Source organism: Allorhodopirellula solitaria, from assembly GCF_007859855.1.
Lineage (GTDB): Bacteria > Planctomycetota > Planctomycetia > Pirellulales > Pirellulaceae > Rhodopirellula > Rhodopirellula solitaria.
In genome coordinates, this window is record NZ_SJPK01000022.1 from 1 (window position 1) to 26618 (window position 26618).

21 protein-coding genes and 2 pseudogenes are annotated in these 26618 nt (G+C 57.4%); 9 read left to right on the forward strand and 14 right to left on the reverse strand.

The features are described from left to right. The 4 genes and pseudogenes from CA85_RS22410 to CA85_RS22425 form a co-directional block, all read left to right on the forward strand. A pseudogene (locus CA85_RS22410) lies at nucleotides 1-265 on the forward strand (hypothetical protein); the annotation flags it as partial. 74 nt (nucleotides 266-339) lie between these two features. After that, nucleotides 340-558: a hypothetical protein gene (locus CA85_RS22415; protein WP_146393597.1), complete on the forward strand. Its 219-nt coding sequence runs from the start codon at nucleotides 340-342 to the stop codon at nucleotides 556-558. 280 nt (nucleotides 559-838) lie between these two features. Further along, a complete protein-coding gene (locus tag CA85_RS22420; RefSeq protein ID WP_186775142.1) occupies nucleotides 839-2371 on the forward strand; it encodes a hypothetical protein in 1533 nt (510 codons plus the stop codon). Nucleotides 2372-2380: 9 nt separating this feature from the next. After that, nucleotides 2381-3229, forward strand: a complete 849-nt coding sequence (locus tag CA85_RS22425; RefSeq protein WP_146393599.1) for a trypsin-like serine peptidase — start codon at nucleotides 2381-2383, stop codon at nucleotides 3227-3229. Between the two features lie 239 nt (nucleotides 3230-3468). Here CA85_RS22425 and CA85_RS22430 read toward each other — a convergent pair whose 3' ends face one another. The 4 genes from CA85_RS22430 to CA85_RS22445 form a co-directional block, all read right to left on the reverse strand. Next, nucleotides 3469-4395 (reverse strand): ISAzo13 family transposase, encoded by a 927-nt coding sequence (locus CA85_RS22430; RefSeq protein WP_246113080.1) that lies wholly within the window; start codon nucleotides 4393-4395, stop codon nucleotides 3469-3471. Further along, on the reverse strand, nucleotides 4314-4640 hold the full coding sequence (locus tag CA85_RS25890; RefSeq protein WP_246113075.1) for a hypothetical protein: 327 nt from the start codon (nucleotides 4638-4640) through the stop codon (nucleotides 4314-4316). The genes CA85_RS22430 and CA85_RS25890 overlap by 82 nt, the downstream gene beginning before the upstream one ends. 162 nt (nucleotides 4641-4802) lie before the next feature. Continuing rightward, on the reverse strand, nucleotides 4803-5720 hold the full coding sequence (locus tag CA85_RS22440) for a hypothetical protein (protein ID WP_146393601.1): 918 nt from the start codon (nucleotides 5718-5720) through the stop codon (nucleotides 4803-4805). Between the two features lie 73 nt (nucleotides 5721-5793). After that, the gene (locus CA85_RS22445; RefSeq protein ID WP_246113076.1) at nucleotides 5794-6915 is read right to left on the reverse strand and encodes a S8 family peptidase; all 1122 of its coding nucleotides are present in this window, start codon (nucleotides 6913-6915) and stop codon (nucleotides 5794-5796) included. Nucleotides 6916-7360: 445 nt separating this feature from the next. Between CA85_RS22445 and CA85_RS25895 the strand changes: the two are divergent. Further along, a pseudogene (locus CA85_RS25895) lies at nucleotides 7361-8553 on the forward strand (ISL3 family transposase). Between the two features lie 80 nt (nucleotides 8554-8633). Here CA85_RS25895 and CA85_RS22455 read toward each other — a convergent pair. Further along, nucleotides 8634-9389: a hypothetical protein gene (locus CA85_RS22455; protein WP_146393603.1), complete on the reverse strand. Its 756-nt coding sequence runs from the start codon at nucleotides 9387-9389 to the stop codon at nucleotides 8634-8636. 1005 nt (nucleotides 9390-10394) lie between these two features. Here CA85_RS22455 and CA85_RS22460 point away from each other — a divergent pair. Next, a complete protein-coding gene (locus tag CA85_RS22460; protein WP_186775143.1) occupies nucleotides 10395-11630 on the forward strand; it encodes an MFS transporter in 1236 nt (411 codons plus the stop codon). 523 nt (nucleotides 11631-12153) lie between these two features. Here CA85_RS22460 and argF read toward each other — a convergent pair. The 5 genes from argF to CA85_RS22485 form a co-directional block, all read right to left on the reverse strand. Then, nucleotides 12154-13101, reverse strand: coding sequence for an ornithine carbamoyltransferase (gene argF / locus CA85_RS22465; protein ID WP_146393605.1), 948 nt, complete (start codon nucleotides 13099-13101; stop codon nucleotides 12154-12156). Continuing rightward, nucleotides 13098-14495, reverse strand: coding sequence for an aminotransferase class III-fold pyridoxal phosphate-dependent enzyme (locus CA85_RS22470; RefSeq protein WP_146393606.1), 1398 nt, complete (start codon nucleotides 14493-14495; stop codon nucleotides 13098-13100). The genes argF and CA85_RS22470 overlap by 4 nt, the downstream gene beginning before the upstream one ends. After that, the gene (gene argB / locus CA85_RS22475; protein WP_146393607.1) at nucleotides 14492-15355 is read right to left on the reverse strand and encodes an acetylglutamate kinase; all 864 of its coding nucleotides are present in this window, start codon (nucleotides 15353-15355) and stop codon (nucleotides 14492-14494) included. The genes CA85_RS22470 and argB overlap by 4 nt, the downstream gene beginning before the upstream one ends. 100 nt (nucleotides 15356-15455) lie before the next feature. After that, on the reverse strand, nucleotides 15456-16112 hold the full coding sequence (locus tag CA85_RS22480; RefSeq protein ID WP_146393608.1) for a class I SAM-dependent methyltransferase: 657 nt from the start codon (nucleotides 16110-16112) through the stop codon (nucleotides 15456-15458). Nucleotides 16113-16129: 17 nt separating this feature from the next. Beyond that, a complete protein-coding gene (locus CA85_RS22485; protein WP_146393609.1) occupies nucleotides 16130-16654 on the reverse strand; it encodes a gamma carbonic anhydrase family protein in 525 nt (174 codons plus the stop codon). 81 nt (nucleotides 16655-16735) lie between these two features. Here CA85_RS22485 and CA85_RS22490 point away from each other — a divergent pair, with 81 nt between their 5' ends. Further along, nucleotides 16736-17515, forward strand: a complete 780-nt coding sequence (locus CA85_RS22490) for a ThuA domain-containing protein (RefSeq protein WP_146393610.1) — start codon at nucleotides 16736-16738, stop codon at nucleotides 17513-17515. A gap of 50 nt (nucleotides 17516-17565) precedes the next feature. Here CA85_RS22490 and CA85_RS22495 read toward each other — a convergent pair whose 3' ends face one another. Both CA85_RS22495 and CA85_RS22500 read right to left on the reverse strand, forming a co-directional pair. Beyond that, nucleotides 17566-19005, reverse strand: a complete 1440-nt coding sequence (locus tag CA85_RS22495) for a class I adenylate-forming enzyme family protein (protein WP_146393611.1) — start codon at nucleotides 19003-19005, stop codon at nucleotides 17566-17568. Continuing rightward, nucleotides 19002-19790, reverse strand: a complete 789-nt coding sequence (locus CA85_RS22500) for a TrmH family RNA methyltransferase (protein ID WP_146393612.1) — start codon at nucleotides 19788-19790, stop codon at nucleotides 19002-19004. The genes CA85_RS22495 and CA85_RS22500 overlap by 4 nt, the downstream gene beginning before the upstream one ends. Nucleotides 19791-20015: 225 nt before the next feature. Between CA85_RS22500 and CA85_RS22505 the strand changes: the two genes are divergently transcribed. Beyond that, nucleotides 20016-21065: a hypothetical protein gene (locus CA85_RS22505; protein ID WP_246113077.1), complete on the forward strand. Its 1050-nt coding sequence runs from the start codon at nucleotides 20016-20018 to the stop codon at nucleotides 21063-21065. Between the two features lie 164 nt (nucleotides 21066-21229). Continuing rightward, on the forward strand, nucleotides 21230-23371 hold the full coding sequence (locus CA85_RS22510) for a TolC family protein (RefSeq protein ID WP_146393613.1): 2142 nt from the start codon (nucleotides 21230-21232) through the stop codon (nucleotides 23369-23371). A 110-nt stretch (nucleotides 23372-23481) separates the two neighbouring features. Here CA85_RS22510 and CA85_RS22515 read toward each other — a convergent pair whose 3' ends face one another. Beyond that, the gene (locus CA85_RS22515) at nucleotides 23482-25338 is read right to left on the reverse strand and encodes a glycoside hydrolase family 97 protein (protein ID WP_146393640.1); all 1857 of its coding nucleotides are present in this window, start codon (nucleotides 25336-25338) and stop codon (nucleotides 23482-23484) included. A gap of 247 nt (nucleotides 25339-25585) precedes the next feature. Next, a complete protein-coding gene (locus CA85_RS22520; protein ID WP_146393614.1) occupies nucleotides 25586-26617 on the reverse strand; it encodes a zinc-binding alcohol dehydrogenase family protein in 1032 nt (343 codons plus the stop codon). Nucleotide 26618 lies beyond the last annotated feature (1 nt).

Consider the following 26618-nt stretch of genomic DNA (forward strand, 5'->3'; position numbering starts at 1 on the left):
CGAAGCGTTTCGCATCCTGAACCGAATCGAGCTGGTGTTCACACCCAAACATGGAAGCTGGCTCAACATGGCCGAACCGGAATTAAGCGTGATGACCCGTCAGTGTTTCGCCGGTCGAGTTGGCAGCGAGCAAGAAGTCGCTGACCGAATAACGGCTTGGCAGCAGGATCGCAACGAACGCCAAGTTGGGATCAATTGGCAATTCTCAACCGACGATGCAAGGGTCAAGCTAAAACGCCTCTACCCGAAAATGGAGCTGCGATAGAATGCTAGTCAGTGTCGCCGCTTGCCTCACCCGATATCGGTTTCGGGCTCATCCAATCGCCTTGATGTCTAAATATGAACAGACATGAATTGATCGTTACGCTCCGGGCGGAGCACTTGGAAACGATTGACAAGGTGGCATCTTCGCAACAAAAGGCTCTGGACATCCTCCGGCCTACGGAACAAATCGTGGGGATCACATCACGAATGGAGGTTTATTCGACGATCTTGTCCCTGTCCAAAGTTGACTCCGTGGAACGCGGCGAGGCGATGCAAGTATTTGACGACGAGTAGACTCGCGGACACCAAGGCAGAAGGGCTGATGTTAATCTGTGCGGGCAATTCGCATTTTGTCACCAGAGCCGATCCTAGGGGTCGATACCTCGTTCGGTGGGGCGCCGTTCAACGGCGACTCGATTGTCGCGTCAAATCCAGTCCGTTTGCCAATCGATGGTGCGTTTGACTGGTATCTCTTGAGAGGTGTTCAATGAGAATCATTTTGCATAGTTGGCTTTTTGTCGTGCTTGGAATCGCGTCTCTTCTGTCGGGATGCGCCCGCTGTCAGCAACGGCCGATGATCACTGCGGTAGGACTATCGCCCGCCAATCAATGTGACCCACCGGGAATTCCCTACTACCTCCCCAAGCCACTATTGGTGGTTGCTAAGAATGTACGACACATCGACGAAAGTAAAGTTGGTTTGACCGGACCTGCACCTATCCCGGGTGGCTTCGATAATCAAGCAGCCTACGCAGACATTAAGGCTAATGTGACCGTGCCTAACACCGGCGGCGAATCAGGGGGCGGCTTGGCCGCGGCGACTTTAACGCCGGCAGCATTGTCCGGGGCGGTAGTCGGTACCGGTGGAAACCAATCGACAGTTCCCGAAAAGATGACACCGGACCAGAGTTACAAGGATGGCGTTTCTCCCGACAGTTTCTTTACCTACCAGGTTATCTTCGTCCCCGACCTGACTCAGAAGTACGGCCTGCAGATTAGCGGCGGTGCCGGTGAGTTCCGAGCCGCAATGAACATGGTCAACGGCTGGATGTACACCGGGATGGGACCGTTCTATATGAAAGACAGTTCATCTGCCCAGAATGCAATGGCGACCGGTGTTGCAGCGATGTATGCCGGGCGGGGCGTTTCGGATGTTGTTGACAGCGTCGGCGGTCTAACCACTGCGATCGGAAATCTTCCTGGACAGGAAAGCGGCATTCGCACCGACGGCTTGCAAGCGGATGAATTCAGCAGTGCGGTCCGTGCACTCGAGCTTGCTCAAGAAATGGCTCCGAAAGTCCATCGTGACATTTTGAACTACGCTGAAGTTTACATTTACGAGCCTGTGCTTCTGCCCGACGGCCAAACAACCGAGTGGCGACAGGTTGCCGAACACCACTTTGATCGTCACTATTTCGACACGGCTGAAACGCCAGGCATGGCGAACCAGCGTGAACAGGTGATGCAAGGTCTATTTCGTCAGGCCATGGGTGTCGGTAAGCCAGCCCAGCCACCGACATTCGCTCAGCCTCCGACGGAATCAAGTGTCCTTCCTCCGCCAATTATCAATCGGATCGACCCGCCCTCCAATCAGTTTTCGCCCTTTGATAACGGGTCGGACTTAGAGGACCAGGACGAGCCAACCGACGCGAATGACGATCCGGCAACAGAGTCTGCCCTACGAATTCAGACCAAGTGGAATCAACAGCTGGCGATTGTTAGTCAGCAGGAGTCCGCCGTCCGTCAACACGCCGCTGAGCTACAGGTTCAGGAATCGGCGATCCGTCAGCAGCAAGTGACCCTTGGGGAGCGTGAAGCGGAGGTGCGTATACGTGAGAACGGCCAAAATTTCGCCATGGGAATGTTGAATCGAGCAGACGGTTTTCAGGTGCCATCGCAGGCCGGTAAACCCTATCCCATTGTCACTACCGATGCCTCCGGCAATCCTGTCTCTCCAACGGTGGTGCAGATGAACGTCCACGAAGCCGAGACCGAAAACGTCAATCCGCGACCGCGGTTAAGCCTCCGCGAGCTGTTCCACTGCGCACCGGCAGATCGGCCAACGGTCCGCAGCGAGGTCGCCCCACAAAGAATCATTTTACCATAGAATGGCAGAATGAAAAATCAAAACGCAAACAACAACTGGCTGCTTCAGAACGATCTTCTGCATCCGATCGGGAATCCGCTACCGCTGCTGCCAAGGAGCATCATTGGAACCGATGATCGACAGGCATGCCCTGACGTAACCCTCAATCCATTCCGGTGGATCTGTCAGATCGAATCCACTGGACGAACTCGCAGCGGAGCGACAGGCACCGCGTACGGAACCGGTTGTCTCATCGGACGCCAAACAATCTTAACTGCCGCGCACAACTTCTTTGTCGGCGGTCAAAAGGTCGCCAACCGCGACGTTCGCATCACATTTGGCACCGATGGTGACCGGTCTCGCCCAATGCTGGGCGCTTATGCTGTGACCAATGTTGAAACTCCCAATGCTTACAACCCAGCGGAGATCGTTTCCTCGCACGACATTGCCGTGGTCGGACTTCGCGCGCCCTACCCCGCAGACCAGATCACCAATATGGGATCTCAGTCATGGACAGAGATCACCGCGTCGCAATTGCTTCATGAGCAAGCATTTATCAGCGGCTATCCCGTCGATCGCCCGCGCACTCCGCCGCCAACCGAACCTGCCAATGCGGTCCAGTTCTGGCACGTTGAACGCGTGACCGACATCGCGTCGGGCGAATTGTTCTACGCGGTCGACACGACAATTGGGCAAAGCGGTAGTCCTATCCTCGCCCAGTTGCAATTGGAGAATGGTCGCACCGACACGGTCGCGGTGGGAGTCCACACTAACGCCGCCAGCGACCTCTTACCCAATCGAGGCCTCACGATCGAAGGCCCTATCGCCGACTTCGTACGACATCACTACGAAAGCAATGAACGAGGCTTCATGGCATAAGCTCCGATGGCTCACCTTGCCGATTGAGTTTGCCCAGATGCCAATGCGTTGAACGTCTATTCGTCGACCTGCATGTCAAGCTGGTGGATCGGTGCCACTGGCGGCTTGGAAGTAGACCGGTACACCTCCATCATCGCTCAGGGTGCAGTCGGGCAGGTAGCACGTGTTACCCTTGGGTTTCAGCATGATTTCAATCGATTTGTCTGAGTTAGGACCTGTTCGGAAACAATTTCGGGATTTCAGCATGGGATGACATAATTGAATTTACTGAGGCTTGAGTCCCGCTGAGTCGGTTCGTTGTCTTTGAATGCTTGCTCTACCTTGATTCCAGAGTGGTAGACTTTGCGAGCCAACTCGCAGACAACCTTCAGACCAGTTCGCGTATTGACTTTCGAAATCAGCGTCTGCATCCATGAGAGTGATTCGACGAGCCGTCCGCTGATCGCTCGTGTTAGGTGACAGAACAGGCGATGATCGATCGGGTTGTACTTGCTGCAATACGGAGGCAGATGAGCGACGCGAATTGGGATTCCAAGGGTGACCGCCACGCGGTGCAGGCGTTCCCGATAGAGCGGGACGCGGTAACCGTTGCTGCCACCGCAGTCAGCCAGGAGCAACATTCCCCCGGCATCGGCGTAACGGGTTCGTCCCATTCGATACCACCAACGACGAACCGCATCGGCAGCTAACTCACCGGTGTCAGCGCCCGTCGCCAAATACACAAACGCTTCGTTGGCAACTGTATCGTAGACGCCGTAGGGAATTGCTTTTGAATCACTGCTGTAGGACCCGAAGTCATGGTCAAAAGCATGTAGCGAGCCATCAGTCCAAGAGCGTCCGCTGCGGGAAAACTGACCGATCAACTCCTTCTTCTTCGTGTCCACGCTCAAGATCGGCCATCCGAGTCGTTCGTACTGCTGGCGAAGCTGCTGCAACCGGTCGAACTGTGGCTGGCGAAACTCGCTAGCCCCCAGAGGAATGTCTTTGGAGATCTTGCGACGCCCCAGTTTTAGGTTTCTACGAAGGATCTCAGCGATCACGCCCGGTGAGAGTGAAAAGCCAAGCCGATCGATGGCCGAGGCAATCACTCGCAGCCCGATGCTGGTCCAGATTTGACCATCGTGGACCGGCGATCCAGCTGTTTGCGTCGTGACTTCAGTTTCAATCGCATCGACGACCCCCGGCTGGGCTTTGCTAGCAAATCGGCGGCCTCCCCTTTTTTTCGAACTCGTCCTTGGGCCTCATCATGGGGCAGGTTTTGCAGGTCACGCTTGCCTCGCGTGATCGTATCGGGGTGACAGCCGAACAACTCAGCAACGTAACCGATCCCGCCATGGCCCAACTTGCTCGCTTCAATGGCCGCATACCGTCGTCGGTCCTTCTCGCTGAGCGATTCGTACAAATTCCGCATCTGCGTTTCAACATCGCCTCGGTAAACATTCTACATCGCTGGCCTCCGTGGAAAGTGACGAAACCAGTTTACACGTTTCCCGAAGTTGTTTCCGAACAGGTCCTGAGCCCGAGTGAAACGAGAGCTTTCAACTTTTGCTCAGGGTAACGCTTCTCACTGCTCTTACGATCCAGGAGACAGGGCGACGCGGAACACGAAATAGTTGTAGGGAAGAATTTCCGTAGGATTGTCCTTTGCGACGAACGCCCATCGATGCTTGTCGAACACCCATCCGTTCCAGTCAAAATTCTGTGACTCTTTCACTTGAACGACAATGTAGTTACCGCACCTCATCGGTGCAGCGAGCGGAGCGTCATCGAAATCGAGTCCGAGAAATAGTTCTTGAACCTTTACATTGCGATTCCGTTTCAAAAGCGATTCGACAAGGCCACGCCCCACGTCGACGAACGGCTTTAGAACCGGTTGAGAGGTGGCGAGCAAGTTCAGTCCAGCCTTTACCGATTCGCTCTTGAGAGCGTTGAGAAGCTGCTCGTCAGTTTCATTTCTCGCATTGACGGTGCAAAGCTGAAATGACACTCCGCGCTTCCCCACCACCAATCCGTTAAAAATGGGGTATCCAATGACACCTGCGGCATCATCTTCGTTGACGTCGAACGCTTGATTGAATACGACAGGCTCAGGTGAATCTGTCCCAGACAATTCATGGTTCGCCTTGAATTGAACTACAATCTGATGTTTTCCACGACCTGGGTAATCGTAGATCCGTAGCCGATCAAGACGAATGTCAATGGCCGCACCCTTCAGTGAACTGTCCGGGCTGACGTTTCCAAGCGATTGAATGGACACATGGTTCTCAGTAGTCGCGTTGACAAATTCGAGAAAGCCGATGGTCTGATTCGAGTATTCGTACGGGCGTGTCCCGAACCAAGATCGGGTTGCACCTGCACCAATCTTGGGTTGCCCAGTTCGCGTCTCTCCAGCCGAGGCAAGGTCAAGCTCGCGCACGACACATGCTGCGTCCTCCGCAGATAACTCGCCAATGGTAGGTATATCTGCGTAGAGTTTTGGAAAGCTGTTCATCGGATCGGCTTGCACCTCAAAAGTGGAGATCGATTAGGAGGGGGACGGTTTGATAGCGACAGGACGCGTGCATCTATACTTGCGGAGCTCGGACCATTCCGTTTCCGACATCGCTGAACACTGCGTCCGAGATGAATCTTGCCGACGCCAGTGTTTTGACGGCTAGATTCGTGTTGGTCAGCATTCCGGTGAGTTCCTTTTGCTGCTGGGCCCAAAGGGCCGCACAACCAGCCACGTGCGGTGTCGCCATGCTCGTTCCGCTGATTGTATTCAGCGCTCGATCATCACCGATCCATGAGGAGGTCACAGCCACACCTGGCCCGCTCAGATTGCAGTTAGTATTGGAGAACGACGCGATGCTGAACTGGTCGCTCGGAGAGCGTTGCAGTGCGCCGACGGAGATCATGCCATCGCCTGCAGCGGGCGGGGCCACCGCGATTTGGTATCGCGGTCGCTGGCTCTCATTTCCTGACGCCGCAACAATGACAGCCGCCTGCGCGAATGCATCGGAACTTGCCAGCATCGAGGTCAGTCTACTGAATAGGTTCACATTGGCGCGGTACTGCTCTAACGCGATCGAGGTGGCAGGCTCCGCTTCGAACCCACGCTGTTCGATCAACCAGGCAACGTAGCCAGGGAAATCAATTCCCAGTGACATCGAGATGACATTTGCTCCTTGCTCGTAGGCCCAGTGAATAGCGTTGGCCAGGGTCGCGGACGACCCACCGCCTGGGCCCAACACTTTACCAATGACTGCCTTCTGGACACCTGGGGCAACTCCAATCCGCAGGCCATCAACGTCTCGACCCAAAATTGTCCCGGCACAGTGAGTCCCGTGGCCATTTTCATCGTCATCGCCACCCTGAGTAAAATTACGGCGTTCCAGCTGAACACCGTTGAACGCATCGTGATTGGGGTCGATTCCCGTATCGAGGACTGCCACGACGACGCCCGATCCGTCATAGGGGCTTGTGTCCGCCCCCACCGCTTCAATCCCCCAGGTACTCCCCGTCACTGGGGCCGGCTCGGTACTCTTGAACGGTTCAATCAGCTTCAGTGGGATGGGATCGGCAATCGCCAGAACATTCGGATCGCGGCTGAGGTCCGCCACATCCGCTGATGTCATCTCGTGATGTTCCAGCGTCGGTTCGGCGAGATTTGTGAGTGTCCCCTCTTCTAAAGGACCGTAATTCATCGAGCGGGTCACCGCCGCTCTGCGCCGAAGCACAATTCTCTCTGAAGTTTGATTATCCACCGCACTCTTCTCCCTATGACGAAGTTAAACGACCAACGCAAGTAGTCCACGTGAGGTAGCTGCAGTTACCCCGAGCGACATTGGCCATCCTTTCGCGTTGGGTTAAATCAGTCAAGAGGAGGGGGTGAGGAATTCGCTGAAAAGTTATTTTTTAGCGAGCGATCGCGTCAGCAATCTCACCAACTTGAGAGCGCGTATTGGAGGCTTTTAGTGATGCCTCGTTAGCAGAATCGGTGGGTTTGATTTGGCTCAGCGAGCTTTCCGAGCTGGTGATACAGGGCGATTTCGTACGCCTTGTAGGATTTAAAACCGTAGGCTTTTCTTGGTTCTTCGGGGAATTTAGTGGCTGATCGCTTGAAACGCGTTGATTCTGTATTTCGTTGGGATGAAAGATCTCAACCAACACTACCGACTACTTCTTGGGCTCAGCGACGAATGGAAAGTCGTCGACGTTGACCTCGATCTAAACGCCAACCGAGTCATCATCGACCTGGAACATTCCGGTGGCAAGCTCTGCTGTCCTGAGTGTTTGGGATCTTGTTCACGAAGCGATACTGCTGCGAAACGAACCTGGCGCCATCTCGATGCGATGCAATTTGCGACCGAGATTCGAGCAGCGGTTCCGCGAAGCAGGTGCCTTACATGCGGAGTCAAAACCATCTCGGTTCCTTGGGCCGGCAAGCATCCTCGGTTCACACTGATGTTTGAATCCTTCGCCATCCGTGTTTTGCAGGCGGCGGCCAATGTCTCCCGCGCCGCTGAGCTTCTCAGATTGAGTTGGGATAGCGTTCATTGCCTGATCGAACGTGCGGTGCAACGAGAGCTGGACCGTCGTTCGCTGGACTCGGTCCACCATGTCGGCATGGACGAAAAGAGTCTGGGGAAAGGGCACGATTACGTCTCCGTGATGACGGACATTGATCATCGCCGTGTTCTGGATGTTTCGAAAGACCGTACCATCGCCGCGGCGGACGACCTTTGGCAAACACTCAACGAAAACCAGCGAAATGACGTCGAATCCGTCTCGATGGACATGTGGACGGCGTTCATGACGAATTTCACGTCAGCAAGTATCTCGGCGAAGCGGTCGACAAGGTGCGTCGTCGAGAGCAGCGAGAACTCAAAGCCGAGGGCGACGAGCGCCTAACAGGGCTTCGCCAAATGCTTCTTTACAATGAAGAGAACCTGAGTGAGGACCAGCAGGTCGAACTTCATATTTTGCAGAAGAGGGACCTGCGCACGGGACGAGCCTGGGCTCTGAAGGAGAACTTTCGACACTTCTGGGACTGTGGCAACGCGGCTGCTGGGCAGCGTTTCTTTGATGGCTGGTACGGTTGGGCAGTTCGCAGTCGCTTGGAACCGATCAAGAAGGTCGCGAGGATACTCAAGGGGCATCTTCCGGGCCTGATGAGCTGCTTCAATCACGGAGTCACAAATGCTCTTTCAGAAGGATTCAACAGCAAGATTCAGTCGATCAAATCCGCCGCCCGGGGGTTTCGTTTGTTCAAGAACTACTGCTTGAGAATCCTCTTCTATTGCGGCAAGCTCGAACTCAATCCATTCATTCCTAGCCACTAAATTCCCCGTAGAACCGAAAAATAGAGTGCCTTCTATTCGATACCGTCGCGCGAGTGACGATCTTAGAGACCCCTTATGGCCTAGGAATGACCTGGTGTATTCGTGTCGGTTTGAAGCAACATTTGCACTTCGGAGAGGAGGTAGAGTACTGCTCGCTTCTCACCTTTTGACAAGCCGCTGGACTCGCCATTTGCGTAGGGGGTGAGGACTTGTTGCAGGAGGTTGATGTGGTTGCTTACTTCTTGAAGGTGTTCTGTTGGTGGGGAACCGTTATTGGCTGCCTCGCTCTTGGTTTGGGGGATGTCGAAGTGGCGGGGGGCGACGATGTCGGGATCGGCGTATTTGAGGGGGCGGCTGGTGGTGGTTGTGGTGGTATTGGTTGTGGTGGGGGGCTGTTTGCTGGGGCGGGGTGGGGCGAGGCGGAGGAGGCCGGCGGCGGTGATTTCTTCACCGAGCTGGCAGGATCGCTTGACGTAGTCGGCGAATTGTTGGTCGGTGATCGTGGCGGAGCGCTGCCAGCGTTTGGATTGGTTTTGGGTGATTCCCAAGTCGCTCAGTTTCAAACGGTCATCGTGACCGTTTGATTTGCGGTCACCGCCTTTGAGCTGCATCTGAGCGAGCATCTTGCCCGCTTTGCGTTCGGCGAGCAGTCGTAGCTCGGCGGCCCGGTTTTGCACGTCGAGGCTCTCTTGGGCGCTCTTGGCCCAAACTCGAATCGCTTCGGCTCGACTGCGAAGGTCCGAAAGTTCGTCGAGGTTCTCTGCCTCGGCGATCGCCCTGCGGCAATCGTCGAGGGCGGCGATCTCGTGGGAATTCTCAGCGACTGCGGCCTGCATCGTCTCACCCTTCTCGTAGCGGAAATCTTGCTCGTCTGAATCTGTATGCCAGGTTGGTTCCTCACCGGATGCCTAGCGTATACTTCGAAAGAGGGGGTGGCAAGTTTTTTGTGGAGATTTTCGGGGGGGCAGGGTTTGTGGGTGGGGGGGCGGGAGTTTTTTCGGGGTCGCGGAGGGGGGGATTGTAGTGAGCGTGGTGTATTAGGAGGACTTATGTGGAAATGGTGAGTAGATTAGCTGGGGTTATGGGTGCGAGGGTGGTCTGCGACCCCGAGCGGGGTCGGTTGGGAGGGTTTGATTTTTGGTTCCGGCGGTGGGCGCTGCGCTCGGCCGCCGGCTTTTGTCTTGTACGCCTTCGGCGTGAAGACGGGGGGGAAATTAGCGGGGGCGTTTTCTAATTTCAAAACGTCGCTTCCCGTGTGACGAGCACACGGGGGAGCAGGCGGGTGGGTGGTTGGCGTCTTGGTTAGGGAGGGGCTCGTTGGTTTGGCGGTGTGAGGGGTTGGGAGGGACTCGTGGCCTCCTGTCAGTTACCCACAAGTTTGCCCACGCCGAAGGCGTTTTAGGAAATAGCCGGTGGTTTGAACGCAAGCGAACACCACCGGATACGACGCGAAACGCGAGAGCCAACCCCGAATGGGGTGGAAGATCATTCATGACGAGGTCTGGGACCCACTTCGGGGTCGACGTTCGGTGACCAATGAATCACCGTAGGTGGCGCTGCGCTGGCCTACGGTAATTCTCTATCATCCCTAACGGGATACTTGTGGGTAACTGGCTGCTCGTCGCCTCGTCCACTACGGCGGGTGGGGGCGGAGAGGGCGGGATCTGGGCCGGAGGATGGGGTTTGGTTGGCGGGATGGCTCCGCAATGAACCTTTGCTGATTCTGTAGCCTCCTGGACGGGGACGTGATGCTTTACCTTGATTGGCCCGTTGAGATGGATCGATTGGGGTTGAGGGTCGGTTGCGTTTATTTTAGTCGTCGCGTGAGGGAATCCGCTGTGATGCCGAAGTCGAAGTCGAGTCCGTTGACCGCTGCCGAGTGGAAGCTCGTCCTGCTGCTGGCGGCGATTAACTTTACCCACATCTTGGATTTCGTGATCGTCATGCCGCTGGGGGATCAGCTGCGCCACGAACTCTCGATCACGCCCCGACAATTCGGATTCATCGTTTCGGCGTACGGGATCTGTGCGACTGTGACTGGCATCATCGCGTCGACGGTTATCGACCGATTCGATCGTCGCCGGACCATGCTGTGGTCCTTCATCGGTTTCTTGGCTGCGACTTGGTACTGTGGTCTCGCGCCGAGCTTCACGCACTTGCTCGTCGCACGGGGGTTATCGGGGCTGTGCGGGGGTGTGGTGGCTTCGACGGTGATGGCGTTCATTGTCGAGTTGATTCCCGAGCAACGGCGTGGCCGCGCGATTGGCGCGGTGACGTCCTCGTTCGCCTTTGCATCGACGATTGGCCTCCCGATCGGCTTGGCGCTCGCCAGCGCGACAGAGCATTTCGGGACTCCGTTTCTGGCCATTGCAGTCTTCGGTACGCTGGTTCTCGCCGCGACAGCGAAGCTCTTGCCTTCGCTGCCGGGGACGCACCGCGATCTGCACGTGCATCCGCTGAAGACACTCCGGGATGTCGCCAGTCAAGCGAATCATTTGTGGTCGTTTGCGTTCATGATCGCGATGATCTTTGGGACGTTCATGATCGTTCCGTATATCGCTCCCTATTTGCAAGCCAATTGTGGGCTGTCGCGTGACAACTTGCCGCTTGTTTATGCCGTGGCGGGTGCGTTCTCGCTGTTTGTAATGAACTTCAGCGGTTGGTTGACGGATCACTTCGGGCCGCGACGCGTGTTTGCCGGAGCGGCTGGCGCGGCGGTGGTGATGACGTTGGTGATCACGAATCTGCCGCCGGTCAGTCTGATCGTGGCCGTGCTCGTCACGACGCTCTTCATGTGCGTGGCGTCAAGCCGGATGGTGCCCGCCCAAGCCATGATGCTGCGGTCGGCCGACCCGAAGTCACGAGGCGCTTTCACGAGTCTCAATACGGCGATGTCGCATTTCGCAACCGGGGTTGGACCGCTGATTTCAGGTTCGATAATCGGTGAAGTCTACCCGGGCGGACCGCTTACCCAGTACTGGCTCGTCGGAGTCGTGGCGGTCTGCTTTGGCTTGCTCGCCATCGGCCTCTCGTTCATGCTGCGACCGCCCGCGGACCCGATCGTCATGACGACTTGAGCAGGAATGACGTTTCCGGTGGTGATCGCTACGCTCAGATCACCGGCGATATTCAAAATGCGTCTGTGCGTGGTCAGTCGATAATCCTCGCTCACGCGTCGGGTAACCAAGACTGCTTCGCAAACAAAAGGAAGTGTCATTCGGCGATCGCCGTGGGACGCTCCGTTACCGGGGCCGGCTCGAAAGAGCTATGCGGGAGGATTGCTTCCGACGTGCGTAGCGGTTGTGCCGTTTTTCAGTGGTTCCATTGGAAGGGGTTGCAACGGCTTCACCCTCCCCGGAAGACTCGCGAACGGCTCGTCTTCCGACCCTCCCAGTTCCGCCGGGTGGGTGAAGGAAATCGTTTCTGCGCAGCAACTTAAAAACGGCCTGAGTCGCTTGGGTCGGGGCCCGGAACCTGGTGGCTCTACTGATGATTTTTCGAACGCGATCCAGTGGATTTGTCGATGTAGTTGCTGCGTTGCCAACGGCGGCGCCGCTTTTCCGGGCATCGGCTAGTATTGGGGCGCCAGGGATCCGGTTTTCAGGAATCCGATTGGGGCACGTTCTCGGCGATCCATTGGGGACGCAGGAGGAATACGAGCAAAGCTTTCTGCGCGTGCATGCGATTGCCGGCTTGGTTGATTACATCGCTTTGTGAGCCATCGATCACTTCATCGGTGATCTCCTCACCGCGGACGGCGGGGAGGCAGTGCAGGACGCGGGCGGTCGACGGAGCCGCTGACATCAATTTGCTGTTGAGTTGATAGTCAGCGAAGGCTTGTCGGCGGATTTTTGATTCGGCTTCCTGTCCCATGCTCGTCCACACATCGGTGTAGATCGCATCGGCATCCTTGATTGCTGCAATCGGGTCACTGACTTGATGGATCTGTGCATCGGGATACTGTTTCGCGATGCGAGCCAGCCAGGACTCGTCGAGTTCGTAACCATCGGGCCGGGCCAGCGTGAAACGCATTCGGAGCATGGCGCAGGCCAGGGCGAGTGAGCGAGAAACGTTATTGCCGTCACCGACAAAAACCACGTGCTTGCCCGCGACGCAGCCGAAGGCTTCTTGGATCGTCAACGCATCGGCGATCGCTTGGCAGGGATGCGACAAATCCGTCAGGCTGTTGATCACCGGCATCGCGTTGAATCGAGCGAGTTCCTCGACCCGTTCGTGTTTCTTTGAGCGGCAGGCAACCGCATCGACGAACTGGCCGAGCACGTTCGTGAAATCGGAGGGGGCTTCGCGTTTACCCCAGCCCACATCATCACCGAGAAAGAGACTGCCGCCACCGAGTTGGGTCATGCCGGTTTCAAAGCTCACCCGGGTCCGCAGGCTGGGTTTTTCAAAGAGCAGTGCCAGGGTGTGACGCGCCAAGATTGGCGGGCGGTTACCGCTGCGAAGTTCGCTCTTGAGATGCTGCGCAGTGGCGAGAATGGATTTGAGTTCACTTTGCTCGAGGTCGAACAGGGTCAGTAGGTGTCTCATGGTTGGTTCTCCGGGTCGGTAGGCGTGGCCGGGGTGTCACGGTGGTTGGATGGGGTTGAGCTTTCGTCGAGTTGATCAGCAGGTTGCTCGTCGATCAGAGTGTCCGTCTCGCCTTCTTCGCTGGAGTCTTCCTCCGCTATCGCGAGCAGGGGTTCCGCTGAGGCATCCTCGAGCCCGCGATCGTTGGGCTCGGTCGCAGAAACGTCTGACGCGGCGGCTGGTTCGTCAGGGGCGGTGGCAGGGCCTTCGGAGTCCGATTCCTCGCGTGCTATCGACTCGAATACGTCGTCCACGCGATCGCACAATGTCGCGATCTCGGCAGAGCTGATGACCAGGGGAGGCTGCATCGCGACGGCGAACTCGCCCGCTGTCGCAACACCGAGTTGATGGTCGGCAGCGGAATTCACCCACTGGGCTGCGGGGATATCGAGTTCTATCCCGATGGTGCGGCCGGTCAGGTGGAGGTCGCGGACACATTGATGGTTTGCCAATCGTCCGGCCAGCTCCGTCGCCAGTTCATCGGTCTGCACCTCGCGCCAGGATTGGTCGATCCATTGCTGGAGAGTCTCGCTGACGAGTGCGGCTGCCCAAGTGTGACGGGGCAGCTCAGAATCACTCGGCAGCAGAGAGGGAACATGCTTCGCCAGAGAAGCGTTCAGCGTGAGTAAACCGCCGGGCGTGCCACCCATCAATCCGGCTGACATGATTACTGCGTCCGCCGTGATCGAGGCAATCGCGTCATGCAGCCAGAAGCCACCGCCACCTTGCGGAGGAATGTGACGGTGGTCAATGACGAGGCAGGCCCCAGCACGCTGGCAGGCGGCAGCGATGCCGAGCAGCTGATCCTGGGTGACCGGTTTCATCATGTCGTGAACGTCGATCGGCGATACAAGCACCATCGCGATCGAATCATCGATGCGTTCGGCCAAGGATTCGAGGGCTGCGTGGGTGAATCCAGGAACCAGAGGCCATTGGGCTGATCGGCCATCGGCGCGGCCGCTCGCCATCTGCCCCAGGATTCCATCGCCATGGTCGCTGCCGACTGCAGCCAGACAGCGCGAGCTGAAAGCCGTCGATGCATCTGTCGCTGAGGATGATCCGTGTACTGCCTGATGTTGCAGTCGGCAGAGCACCAAGGCCCACTGCAGAAGTTCCTCCTGCGAGGCGGAGACCAAGCAGGACGCGATGCTGTCTTCGTCGAGTTCGGTTAACGCGCGCAGATGCTCGGCAATGTTGGCTGCGGTCGCATCGGTCGCGTCTCCTTCAGCGGCCTGCCATTGCCGCTGAGTCCACTGTGAACTCGCGGTGGCCAGGTAGGGGCAATCGGCTCCGGTCGCCGAAATCGTCCCGGCGAGTGCATCGATCCACGGCAGCGAATCCTGAATTTCGCTCATGCGTGAATCTCAGTTCCCACGCCATCGGTGGTGAAAATTTCCAGCAGCAGCGAGTGGCGCAGTCGCCCGTCGATAATGTGGACCTTTTGCACGCCACGGTTAAGCGTGTCGAGGCAGGCTTCGACTTTGGGGATCATGCCGCCTCGAATCACGCCGTCAGCGATCAGTTGGCGGGCGGTATCAGCGGACATCGCGGGGATGATGGACTGTGGGTCTTGCTCATCCCTCCGAACGCCATTGACATCCGAGAGGAAGACGAGCTTGTCGGCCCCGAGCGACTGGGCGACCGCCATGGCGGCGGTGTCAGCATTGACGTTGTAGAGTTGGTTGTTGTCGTCGTAGCACAGCGATGGAATCACCGGGACTTGATCGGTGTAGGCGAGTCCTTCGATCACATCTCGGTCGACACTGGTGACGTTTCCGACAAACCCGAGATCGGCGCCATCTGGATCGAGCAGTGGTTCACCGTGCAAGACACAGGTGGTGCGTGGGGACAAGTTCATTGCCCGCCCACCGAGTTTTTCCATCATCTGGGTGATCTCGACATTGAGTTCACCGGCGAGCACTTGCTCAACAACCTCGAGCGATTTCGCGTCGGTGACCCGCCGGCCACGGATGAACTCGGCCTCGATACCGGCATCGGCCATTGCCTGCGTGATTGCTTTGCCACCACCGTGGACCACGATCGGGCGGAGGCCGACGGTTTCCATGAAGACCACGTCGAGCAGCAAATGGTGCAGCGCCACCCGATCCTCGAGCAGGCTGCCGCCGAGTTTGATGACGGTCGTTTTGCCACGAAAACGACGAATCCACCCCATCGCTTCGATCAGGGTGTCCGCTTTCGCAATCGCTTGGTTCATTAGATGCTCGCCCGCAAGAAAAGCGGGAAATTTTACGGTGCCCGCGACCGGGGGTCAATTCGGGACCTTTTTTCGCCCGCTGTTGTCAGGCTGGAGCAGTTCAGGCGCGTGAGACTGCGCGCCAGGCCCGCATTTCGTTCGGACCGCAGAACTGGACGAGAACGGCTCCACGGGCAGCGTATTGGTCGAAGATCTGTTCGTGAAATTCGTCCTCGCCGGGCCACGGATAGCTGTAGACCACGGCAAAATCATCGAGTTCCAGACCGAGACGATGGTAGACCGGCTCGCTACCGTGACCAAGACTCGGCAGCGTCGGGTCGTCAGCGAGATCTTCGGCGCCGGCCGGCAGGAAGTTGCCCTGCCATAACTCGGGCGGCCGGAGTGGTGCGATCGCGGAATCCTCTCGCAAGGCATCACACCAATCGGCGACTGTGCGGCGGCCATGTTCGATCAGGACCGACTCGGATTCGATGCCGAGTGCCTCCCAGCCGAGTGCATCGGCCATCAGCGTCACCGCGGCAAAACCACATCCCCATTCGACGAAGCGGTTTCCGATCATCAGTTGAGACTCGCGTAGCCAATCGAGTGTTTGGTACACCAATTGATAGTCGGCAGCGACGAACTGTTCGATTTGGGGAATGTCCCAGCGGTCCTGGAACGCTTCGATGCGACATCGCAGATCGTGTACCATCGCATGCACACTGGCAGGGATCGGGCGGGTATCGAGATGACGCGGCAGTGAGATGGATTGCAACATGATGATACGAGTGGCTCCTACGAACCTTCGCCCTGGTACCAGCTCGCGTACATCAAATAATTGTTGGCGATCTTTTCAATCATCTCGCGGGATTGTTCTGGATCGACGTCCTTAATTCGCCGCGCCGGCGTCCCCGCATAGAGGCTGCCCGGTTCGATCTTCGTACCAGCGAGAACGACTGACCCCGCGCCAACGATCGAGCCTTCGCCAATGTGCACATGATCGAGAATCACCGAGTTGATGCCAATCAAGCAGTTTCCGTCGATGCGAGCACCGTGGACACAGACGTTGTGGCCGATCGAAACATTGTCGGCGATCTCGATTACCGATTTCTGATACAGTGTGTGCAGTACGGATCCGTCCTGAATATTGACTCGGTTGCCAATTCGAATGGAATTCACGTCCCCTCGAATGACAGTGCTGAACCAGGCTGAGCAGTCATCGCCCATCACTACATCACCGATCACCACCGCGTTGTCGGCAAAGTAGCAGTTATTGCCAAAGCGCGGCGTGAAACCGCGGACAGTTTTAATCAATGGCATGGTGAGCAAGGGCGTTTCGAGGGATAGGCGATCGCGACGGATCGAGAGTGTAACGTAAATCACCCGTGAGACTGAGTACCGATGTTAAGATCACTTTTCGTTTTCCTGGCTCTGATTTCGATCTCGCCTGCCGCCACCGGACGGGCTGATGAGACCAAGCCTCGTCTCGTGATGTTGATTGCCGAGCGGGAGTACGACACAGAGGTGACGCTGCCGCGTTTCGCTGAAGACACACTTTCAGATCAGTACGCGGTTTCCATCGTTGGGCCCGCCGAGGACGACCGAAATGCTTTCGACGGAATTGAAAAGGTTCAGCAAGCGGATGTATTGCTAGTGAGCGTGCGGCGTCGGACTCTCCCGGCAGAGCAGCTGGCGATTCTTCGGCAGTACGTGGCCAGCGGAAAGCCGGTGATCGGCATTCGCACCGCCAACCATGCGTTCTCGGTTCGCAATCAATCTGTCCCCGAGGACCGCGCTGTGTGGCCGAAATGGGATCAAGAGGTGTTCGGTGGCAACTACACGAATCACCATGGCAGGGAGCTTACGACAACCATCCGCCGGTACCATTCCGGGTCAACGCCAGCTGGACTGCTAGCGGGGATTCCCGACGATCAAACCTGGACGACGCAAGGGTCGCTCTACAAAGTCTCGCCGTTGGCGACGGGGGCCACCGTGCTGCTACGAGGCAGCGTCCCAGGCCAGCCGAGCGAGCCGGTGGCGTGGACTTTCCAACGGGCTGATGGCGGTGCGTCGTTCTACACGTCGCTGGGCCACCGCGATGATTTCGACGGTTCACTGCTACCTCAGTTGCTCGCCAACGCGATCGCTTGGTCCTTGACGGCGTCGAACCCTCGAGACTGACCACGCATCGCTGTGATGGACGCCCCGTGGAATCGGTCGTGCCAGCCAGTTCATTGGCAGCTAGTAAATCGTTTTTGGACGATGTGTCGGCGGGGAGTTTTTTTCGCAGTCAGTTCACCTCGATCGATTGAGAGCGGCGGGGAGAGACGCTCGATTCGGACCTGCGTATTCGGCGGCAACAGAGTCTTCAGCGTGGTCGCGATTGCAGGGCCGTCGAATGTTTCGCTCTGCACAGCAATCAGGACTCGCCCGTTCCAGCCGAAGACAACGGCATGTTCGCACGCATGATGTCGCAGGATGGCTTGCTCGACCGCAAGTGGATGCAGTTTGAATGCGTTCTCCAACACGATCACGTCGTCGGCCCGACCGAGAATTCGCATTTGACCGTCGTCCTGGCGCTCGACCAGGTCGCCTGTGTCGAGCCATCCTTGGGTATCGATTTTCGTCGCCGTCGCCTCGGCATCATCGAGGTATCCAAGCATCACGAGAGGACCGCGGACGAACAGGCGGCGATCGACGATGCGGACTTCACAACCATTGATAGGCGGGCCGACTAACCCTAGTTCGCTCATCCCCGGAGAGGCGCTGCAGATGACTGGAGAGGTTTCGGTGCATCCATATCCTTGGATGACCTCGACACCGCATTGGCGCAGCCTGGTGAATAGTTCGCGGTCCAGCGCGGCGCCACCGCAGCCGAGCACCGCGAGCTGATCGAGTGTCCGGTCGCCGGCTTCGAGACGCTTGGCGATCTCGCGGGCGAGAACGGGGACGCAGTTGATCATCGTTGGCCGATTGGCGTCGCTGAGTCGATCGAGCCCGCTTCTGCCGTAATCTAAAATCCACGAACATCCCGAGAGCAGCCACGTGCCCATGTCGCAGGTGCGAGCGTAGGCGTGGGCAAGCGACAACAGAGTCAACCGAATGTCATCACGGCCCTGCGGAACCGCCGCGAGTTTCGCCAGTGCATTGCCGGTCAAATTCTGCTGTGACAGAACCACACCTCGAGGTTCGTCCGTCGTGCCGCTGGTCCACAGCACGAGGCTGGGCTGGTGAACATCGACCTTGTCCGAGCAACGTTCGAGCTGGCTGAGTGCGTCAGGAAGGTCAGTGCTGCGGCTGGGTACCGGCTCGGCATCTCTTTGAAAGCGTACACCGCTGCAACGCTTTGCAATTTGATCGCGCATGGCCGCGGGCAAACGTGAATCGATTGGGATTTCAATTGCACCGGCTGCGATACATGCCAACGCGATGGATACGTCTGAGATGGAATTGCGGCTTTCGTGAACGATCCGCAGACCGAGGCTGCTGCGATCGTCCTGGGCAGGCCGCGAAGTGTCGCTCGCGAGTCTTTCCAGCTCGCCCCGTGTCCGATTGACGTCGACCGCGAGCTGCGCCCAGGTACGCGGTTGCTTGCCGGGGCAGTGCAGTGCCTCAGCATCGGGCTGGTCGCGGACCTGGTTGAGGAATGCGTCGAGTAAATGTCGGCTCATCGGATGGGTTTGGTCAGCTCGTACAGAAAGATCGCGCCAGCCACACCCACATTGAGACTGTCGGTGGTGGCATCCATCGGGAGCGTCGTCCGAAAGGTGCAGAGATCCTGAACCGATTGATCGAGACCTTGGGCTTCGTTTCCGACGACCAATACGGTTCCGCCGCCTGTCGAAAGCGTGCGCAGTTGCTCAATCTCGATGGCGTCCTTGTCGAGAGTTGTGGCTGCGAACTGGATTCCGGTCGCCTGCAACTCGGCGATCTGATCGAGGGGGTGATCCAAACGGTAGAAGCGATGATGAAATACAGACGCCATGCTGACGCGGATCACGCGGCGGGCGTAGGGGGTGATTGTCCGCGGTCCGATGAGAATGTCGTGAACGCCGAGGGCCGCAGCGGAACGCAGTAGACTGCCGACGTTCTCGGGGTCGCTAATAGCGATCAATGCCAGCGAGAGGCGGGGGCGTCGCTGGTTCAACTCCTCGCTCGCCAGCAGGGCGGGGCACTCGCCATGGGCCAGCACACCGCGATGGAAATCGTAGCCAGCGATCTGCTCACCGATATGCGGATCGACGACGAAGACGGGCGTGGAACTGTCGATCCGATCGACGTACTTGTGTTCCTGGCCCTTGTGAAGCAGTAACGATCGCAAAGGAATTTCGCTCTGCAGAAGCCTCCGCACCACCAGCGAACCCTCGGCGACGAATCCGTCACTCGGATCGCGGGTTCGAACGTTGCGATAGGCGTCCAGACGCGGGTCGGAGGGATCGGAGACTTCAATGAACACGGATGGCGGTGATCCAACGGGACGGAGAGAAACGCTCGCGGCGTTTGGCGTCAGGGTTAGGTTTTAACGCTTGTGCAGGTTACACCCAACGGGTTTTGCCGGGGAGTCCGGTTTTTGGAATTGTGCGTAGACGGAAGCGATGTGTCCCGCCGATTACAACGGCTGTCGGGGAAACTCGGCATGTGCTTTTCGATTCACATGAAACGGCAAGGGAGACGCATCGCAATGTCAAAACTAATCTGGGACTGGTGGTTCGGCGACGACCCACAGCGACGATTGGCGGTCACCCGATTCACGGCGCGGCGCCGTTTCATGGTGTTCTTGGCAGCGATCGGCGCGACACATGGCGTGGGCACGCCAATGATCTGGGCCGATGAAGGGGCTGGTCCGATTATCAACCAACCTGTTTCTGAGAGCGAGATACCCGTCTCGACATTTGCCATGATGCTCGCGGCCGATGAGGTAACTGCCGCTCAAAGCGGCTCCGCAGCGGTAGAGAGTTCTTCCCCGGGGCTCGACGTTTCTGCGGACGATGGATCTCGGTTGGACCTAGGAGCGGACCTCGACGCGGGTGCGCCGCTGACCGACGACGAAAAACGCAAAGAGCGATTGAAAAAACTGCTCGGTGACAACGAACCCTCTGCACCATTGGATCGTCCGGCCGCTCTCGATAACCGAGGCACCGGCGATGACGAGGACTCGCGAGATCCCAATCAAGTGCCTCCTAGTATCAAGGAGGACGGTGGATTGTTCTCCAAACCGTTCATCAAACGTCGATACCCCGAGGTGGAGCAGGGGCGGTTTGTCTTGCCACCCATTCGCGCGGTGTCCATCGATCAAAAACCGATTGGCAACGGTCGCATTCCCGAGACCGTCACTGCTGGCAAGCAACTCGATCTGATCCCACTGCCCGAAGATGGCATGCAGCGTGTAGCGATCTCCGGCGAAGGGGTGTGGCCAGAGCTTATCCGTCCCTGGGCGGCACCGAACACGTTCTCGCACCCATTGTACTTTGAAGACCGAATGCTCGAACGTCACGGGCATGAGCGTTGGGGATACTTCCAACCATTCGCTGCTGGCACACGATTTTTCGTCACGCTGCCAATGCTGCCGTACCTCGCGACGGTGCAACCTCCGTGTGAGACCGTGTACAGCAAGGGCTACTACCGAGCCGGATCGCCTGTGCCGAAGTTCTTGCAGCGACCGCCGCTGGAGCGACGGGCGATCATTGTCGAAGCCGCGGTGGTGTCGGGCACGTTTATCGCCTTGCCGTAACCAATCGTCTCCCCCAAAACGAGTTGAATTTGTGATCGCCGGGCTGCATTGCCTGGCGTAACCTATCACCCGCTCGCTCGCCACGCTATCTCGACAAGGATGTCAGATGCGGCGGGCGATCGCGGACTCACCGAAGTCAATGTTTGCGAAAGTCTGAGTCAGCCATGGATCGGCAACCCACTAACGACCGCCCTGTCGACAACCGTCGCCACAACTCATCTAACGCTAGCACCAGTGGCCGGCAGGCGAGTCGAGCTCAGCGGCGGCGTCGACGCTTGAGTGCCATCCTGTGCGGCTGCGTTGCCTCGGTCGCCACGCTCGGATGCGAGATGGCCCAGAAGATCCCCGACGGGCCGCATGATACGGTGATGTCGTATCACGATCACTCGGCGTTGAAGATCGAGTATCCCGAAGTACAGGATTGTGCGACGATCCAGACTGCGGCAGCGGAGGCCGCCGTTGCCCCCAATACCTTGCAAGACCCGTCGGCGCTGCCAGCTGTTGAAATCACGCTGCAGGACGCGATTCGCACGGCACTGGGTAACAGCCCGGTACTGCGATCGATCGGCGGAACGATCGTCACAACTCCCGCCGCGATGTCGACGGTTTATGACCCCAGCCTCGCTCATGCCAGTCCACAGCTCGGCGTCGAAGCTGCTCTGTCTGCCTTCGATGCTCAGTACACCCAAGCGTTGTTCTGGAATAAGATCGATGCCCCTCGAAACCTCAACCCGGCCGCGTTTGGGGGTGGTGGTGGTGTCACCAACTTGTTCCCGAGCTACACGAACCAAACCTTGGGAACCTACACGAACGAGGTCTCGAAACGTACGGCAACGGGAGCCACGTTCGCTCTGCGTAGCAATGTCGGCTACACCCGTACCGACGACCCCAGCCGGCAAAGTCAATTGTTCCCCAGCGCCTTTACCGGATTCATGGAAGCTGAGTACCGGCAACCGTTGATGAAGGGCGCCGGGACGACTTACAACCGGATTGCGGGCACCAGCGGTATCATTGGCCAGTACAACGGTGTTCTGATCGCCCGGGTCAATGAGGATGTCGCCCTCGCCGATTTCGAAGCCGCTGTGATTTCAATGGTCTCGGACGTTGAGCAAGCCTATTGGGAACTCGCCGCCTCCTACCGAATCCTCGAGGCGGTCGTCAAAGGTCGCGAGTCGGCACTGCAAACCTATCAGTATCAGCAGGTGCGTTTGGACGTCGGTGCAGGCCGCAGCGACGAGGAAGCACAAGCCCGATCGCAATACTACGAGTTTGAAGCCCAGGTTCAATCCGCATTGGCGGGGCAATCTGGTTTGTATCAAGTGGAACAACGCCTGCGGTACTTGGTCGGCATGCCCGCCAGTGACGGAACTCTGCTCAAACCCACGACCGCTCCGCTCGATGCCAAAGTCGTCTTTGACTGGGAAAGCGCCCTCGGCCAAGCACTCGTGCGACGTGTCGAGGTTCGACGTCAGAAGTACAACGTCAAACGGCGAGAGCTGGAGCTAACCGCAGCTCGGTTGAACCGACGGCCACAGGCTGACTTTATCGGTACCTACCGCTGGACGGGCATGGGGGATCACTTGATCGGCAACAGTTCAGGTGCTCCCTACAACCAGAACCTTTTCAGTTCGGTCACCAGTGGCCAGTATCAACAATGGGGTGCTGGCGTGGAGTTCACCGCTCCGATCGGGCTGCGAGCGGCCAGCAACGCGGTGGCTCATGCCAACCTCAACCTTCGCCGTGATCGGGCACTTCTCAACGAAACCGAGTTGCGGATCAGTCACGATCTCTCCGACGCCGCACGAGAAATCGACTTGACCTACCAACTCGTCGAAACCAACTACAACCGTTACCTGGCCGATCTGCGCCAGGTCGATGTGCTGCGGCGGCGATATGAAGATGGTACGGACAATATCAACTTCCTGTTGCAGGCCCAGCGTCGTGTTGTGCTGTCCGAAACCGAATTCTATCGTTCGATCTCCAATTACAACCTAGCGATCCGTGACTTCCACCGCGAAAAAGGCTCGCTGCTCGCCTATTCTGAAATCGGCTTGGCCGAAGGCGGCTGGTGCCCAGGTGCTGACCGCGATGCCTATGAACTCGGTAGGTTCCTCGAGCCTCATTGCCACCCTGAAGATGTCTGTGTACCACGCCCAGTCAGTTCCGGACCCTTCGATCCCTCGGCCACTCAGGGCTCAGGTGGAATGGTTGGGTTCAGCAACGAGGAAATGATCGATGTCGGCATAAGCTCACCCGGTGATTTCAACGAGACGACAGTCGCATCGCCGATCGAGGGCGAAGAGTAGCGTCTGCTGATCGGACCCTACCGCGACGTAACTCGAAGCGATATGGCGGGACTGGAGCCTTCGAGTTTCGCCGAGACATCCGAAATGTCGCTGCCTACCTGCTTCGCGATTCAGTTGGGTTGCTTGGTGGCGGCCGACGTAGGCGAAATCAAGATCGCACAGCCACTTCCCGCACTCATAGTAGCTGTCAACGAACTGGCCGAGTTGACTTGACGAGACTCGATCGTGACCAGCTTCATGTTCTCGGGATCTTCGGCAAAGACTGTCGCGGTGAACTCGCCGGGGCCCAAGAAATCCAGCGGGACTTCGAGGCTCCGAGCTTCGTTGACGATCGTGCCGACGAACCAGCGGTCGCCTTTTCTCCGAGCAATGGTCATATGGCTTCCGATCGATCCATGAACCACTTTGGAATCGTCCCATGTCGTCGGCATCTCTTTCCAAAACTCAAGCTCAGGGTATGCCTTCTCAGCGTATTGATCGGCCTGGTCGTACCAGTGTAAATACTGCAGAGGGCTGAAGAACACCACCCCAAGAGCTAGCTGAAACGAACGGCTGACAACGCGGCCGTTAAGGTAGCAGGGCGTGTAATCACCTGCTCCTGCAATCATTCTGGCGAAGGAAGTGGTCAGAACATTCTTCGGTGGGTTGCCTCTGTCTGCGTGTTCTTCGTTGCCGAGAATTCCCTCGACGGTCAAGAGATGAGGATAGGTTCTTTCGATCCCGGTCAACCGAAAGTTATCGTGGATGTCAACGACGAGTTGGTACTTTGCTGCCGTCTTGATGGCATTGAACAGAAACTCCATGTCGGCTTGGCTTCTCCAGTCGACAAAGCCCATCTTCACTCCGCGAATCCCCCATTGTTGGTAGGTGCGAAACGTCTCGTCGAGATCGTATTGCGACATCGCAATCTTGTTGATGTAACAGATCAAACCGATGCCATGTTCGTTCGCATAGCGAATTGTCTCCTGCATGTCGATCGGGTCGATGACCGTCAGCGGGTTGGATTTGGCATCTCGTTCGGGCCCATACCAGCCCGCATCGTAGTGCACGTATTGGTACTTGTGGGTCGCGGCGTAGTCGATAATCGCCTTTGCCCCGCCAGTCGTGAGGCCACTTCGCCAGACCTTGCCAGGCCTGATCCAGGACGTATCACTCAACGCACAGGGAGCCGATAGATTTTGGAGCAGGTAGTGGTTCTCGACCAGCGTGCCGGGGTGGTCGGCGACCATAACGACGCGCCATGGCGTCACGAGGGAATCGGTTGCCGAAACGGTTCCACTTCTGAACCGGGTGACCAATTGGTTTTCGCCGGAACGATTGAGCATCATCGGCGCGTAGTGTTCGAGACTGCCGGCTTCGGCAATGGCCACAAAATGCGGTCCGGCTTCCACGAGTAGTGGCCGGATCGAATGGTCGGGCATCTCCGAGATTGGCACCTTGGTGTATTCTGCCTGGGGGTAGTCATCCCAGTAAACAAAGTGATCGTCGGTGAACTGAAACAGACTGTCCTCGGACCGAACTTCTATTGCTGCGAAACCCTGCTGTTTGGGAATCGTATAGCGAAACGCGACCCCTTCATCGTATGCCCGGAATGAGAGGTCGAGTCTACGCTTCTGTTCGGAGGTTTCCTGTAGCTGAACGACGCATTCGTTGTACGCGTTGGGGTAAGAACTCTTCGATCCGGCCACGGGGACCCAACTATCCTGCATTGACTCGGTTCGGGTGTCCTTGACGACGAATCTTTCGCCCAGAGCATCGCCAGCGAGATTCAATGACAGGCCGGAATCGGCAAGGATGACAGTTCCCTGATAAGAGACGCTGTAATGCGGCACCCCTTCGATCAGTGAAAAGTGGATCGCGTGGTTTCCCGAGGGCGATGTGACCTTCACTTCGGTGGCACTCAAGGCCCCGCCCGATGGCGCGATCGCTATCAAGCAAAGTGTCAGGAAGGTGGGCAGAATTGGCATCGAGGTCACGGCTAGCAGCTCCCGTAGTTCAGATCAGTTGGCGAAATATCGTGTGACGTGTCTTCATAACCTGTCCGTTACCCACCGGTATGTTGCCTCGTGTGCTCGTCAAAGGGGAGGCAACATTTGGAAACGAGGGACCGCCGATAGCGATCCGGTTTCAGGGTCCACTGACAGATTTTAGCAGAATCCGCGGTCTCCGATGTCTCGCACGTGTTGCGAATCAGATACAGGGAGTCTCGCGGTATCACCCACTTACTTCGATCATCGCTTTCAGGACTCCCGAATCGGGAGCGATCCACTGGTCAAAGACGTTTGGTACGTCCTCAAACTTCGCGTGATGGGTGATCCAGGGTTCTGTGTTGATTTTCTGCTCTTGAATCAACTGGATAATCCGTCGGAAGTCCTTGGGCATCGCATTGCGGCTAGCCAACAGGGACAGCTCGCGTCGATGGAAAACGGCTGCATGTGGAAACTGCAAATCGTTTTGTGTGATTCCGACATAGACCACTCGCCCCGTGAAGGTAGCGAATTCGAAAGCACGCACCATGCTGTGGTGATTGCCGGTCGCATCGATGATCACGTCGGCAAGCCGGCCATCGCCTCGATCTCTAATGGCATCGAAGTCTTGCTCGTCTCCTTGCAGTTGCACCGTCTGGGTGACGCCCATCACGTTCGACACGAAGTCCAGTCGCTGTTGGTTGATGTCTGCCACGATCACATTGGCATCGGCGAGCCTGGCGAACTCCATGGCGGATAAACCAATCGGACCGGCGCCGAGAATCAATACGTTTTCGCCTGGCTTGGGGCCGCCTCGGTCGACGGCGTGGCAACCAATAGCCAAAGTCTCGACGAGAGCCGCTTGTTCGTAGGTAAGCGATCCAACGGGATGCAGTTTCCGGGCTGGGAGGATGACCTGGTCGGTCAGTCCGCCATCGCACATGACGCCAAACGTTTGGTTGTGTTCGCAGCAATTCGTGTGTCCACGCTGGCAGGAGTCGCACTTGCCGCAGTTAAGATAAGGTTCGACACAACAGCGGTCGCCGGGTTGAACGTGGGTGACGCCCTTCCCTACCTCTAAAACCTCGACGCCCAGTTCATGTCCAGGAATGCGAGGGAACTCGAAGAAGGGGAATCTGCCTAGATAGCAGCCGACATCGGTTCCACAGACTCCCATCCGATGAACGCGGACGAGCACTTCATCGGGGCCGGGATCACCGGGCTCGGGGATGTCGATTTGTTTCCACGTCTTGGCTTCGCTGATTTGTAGTGCTTTCATC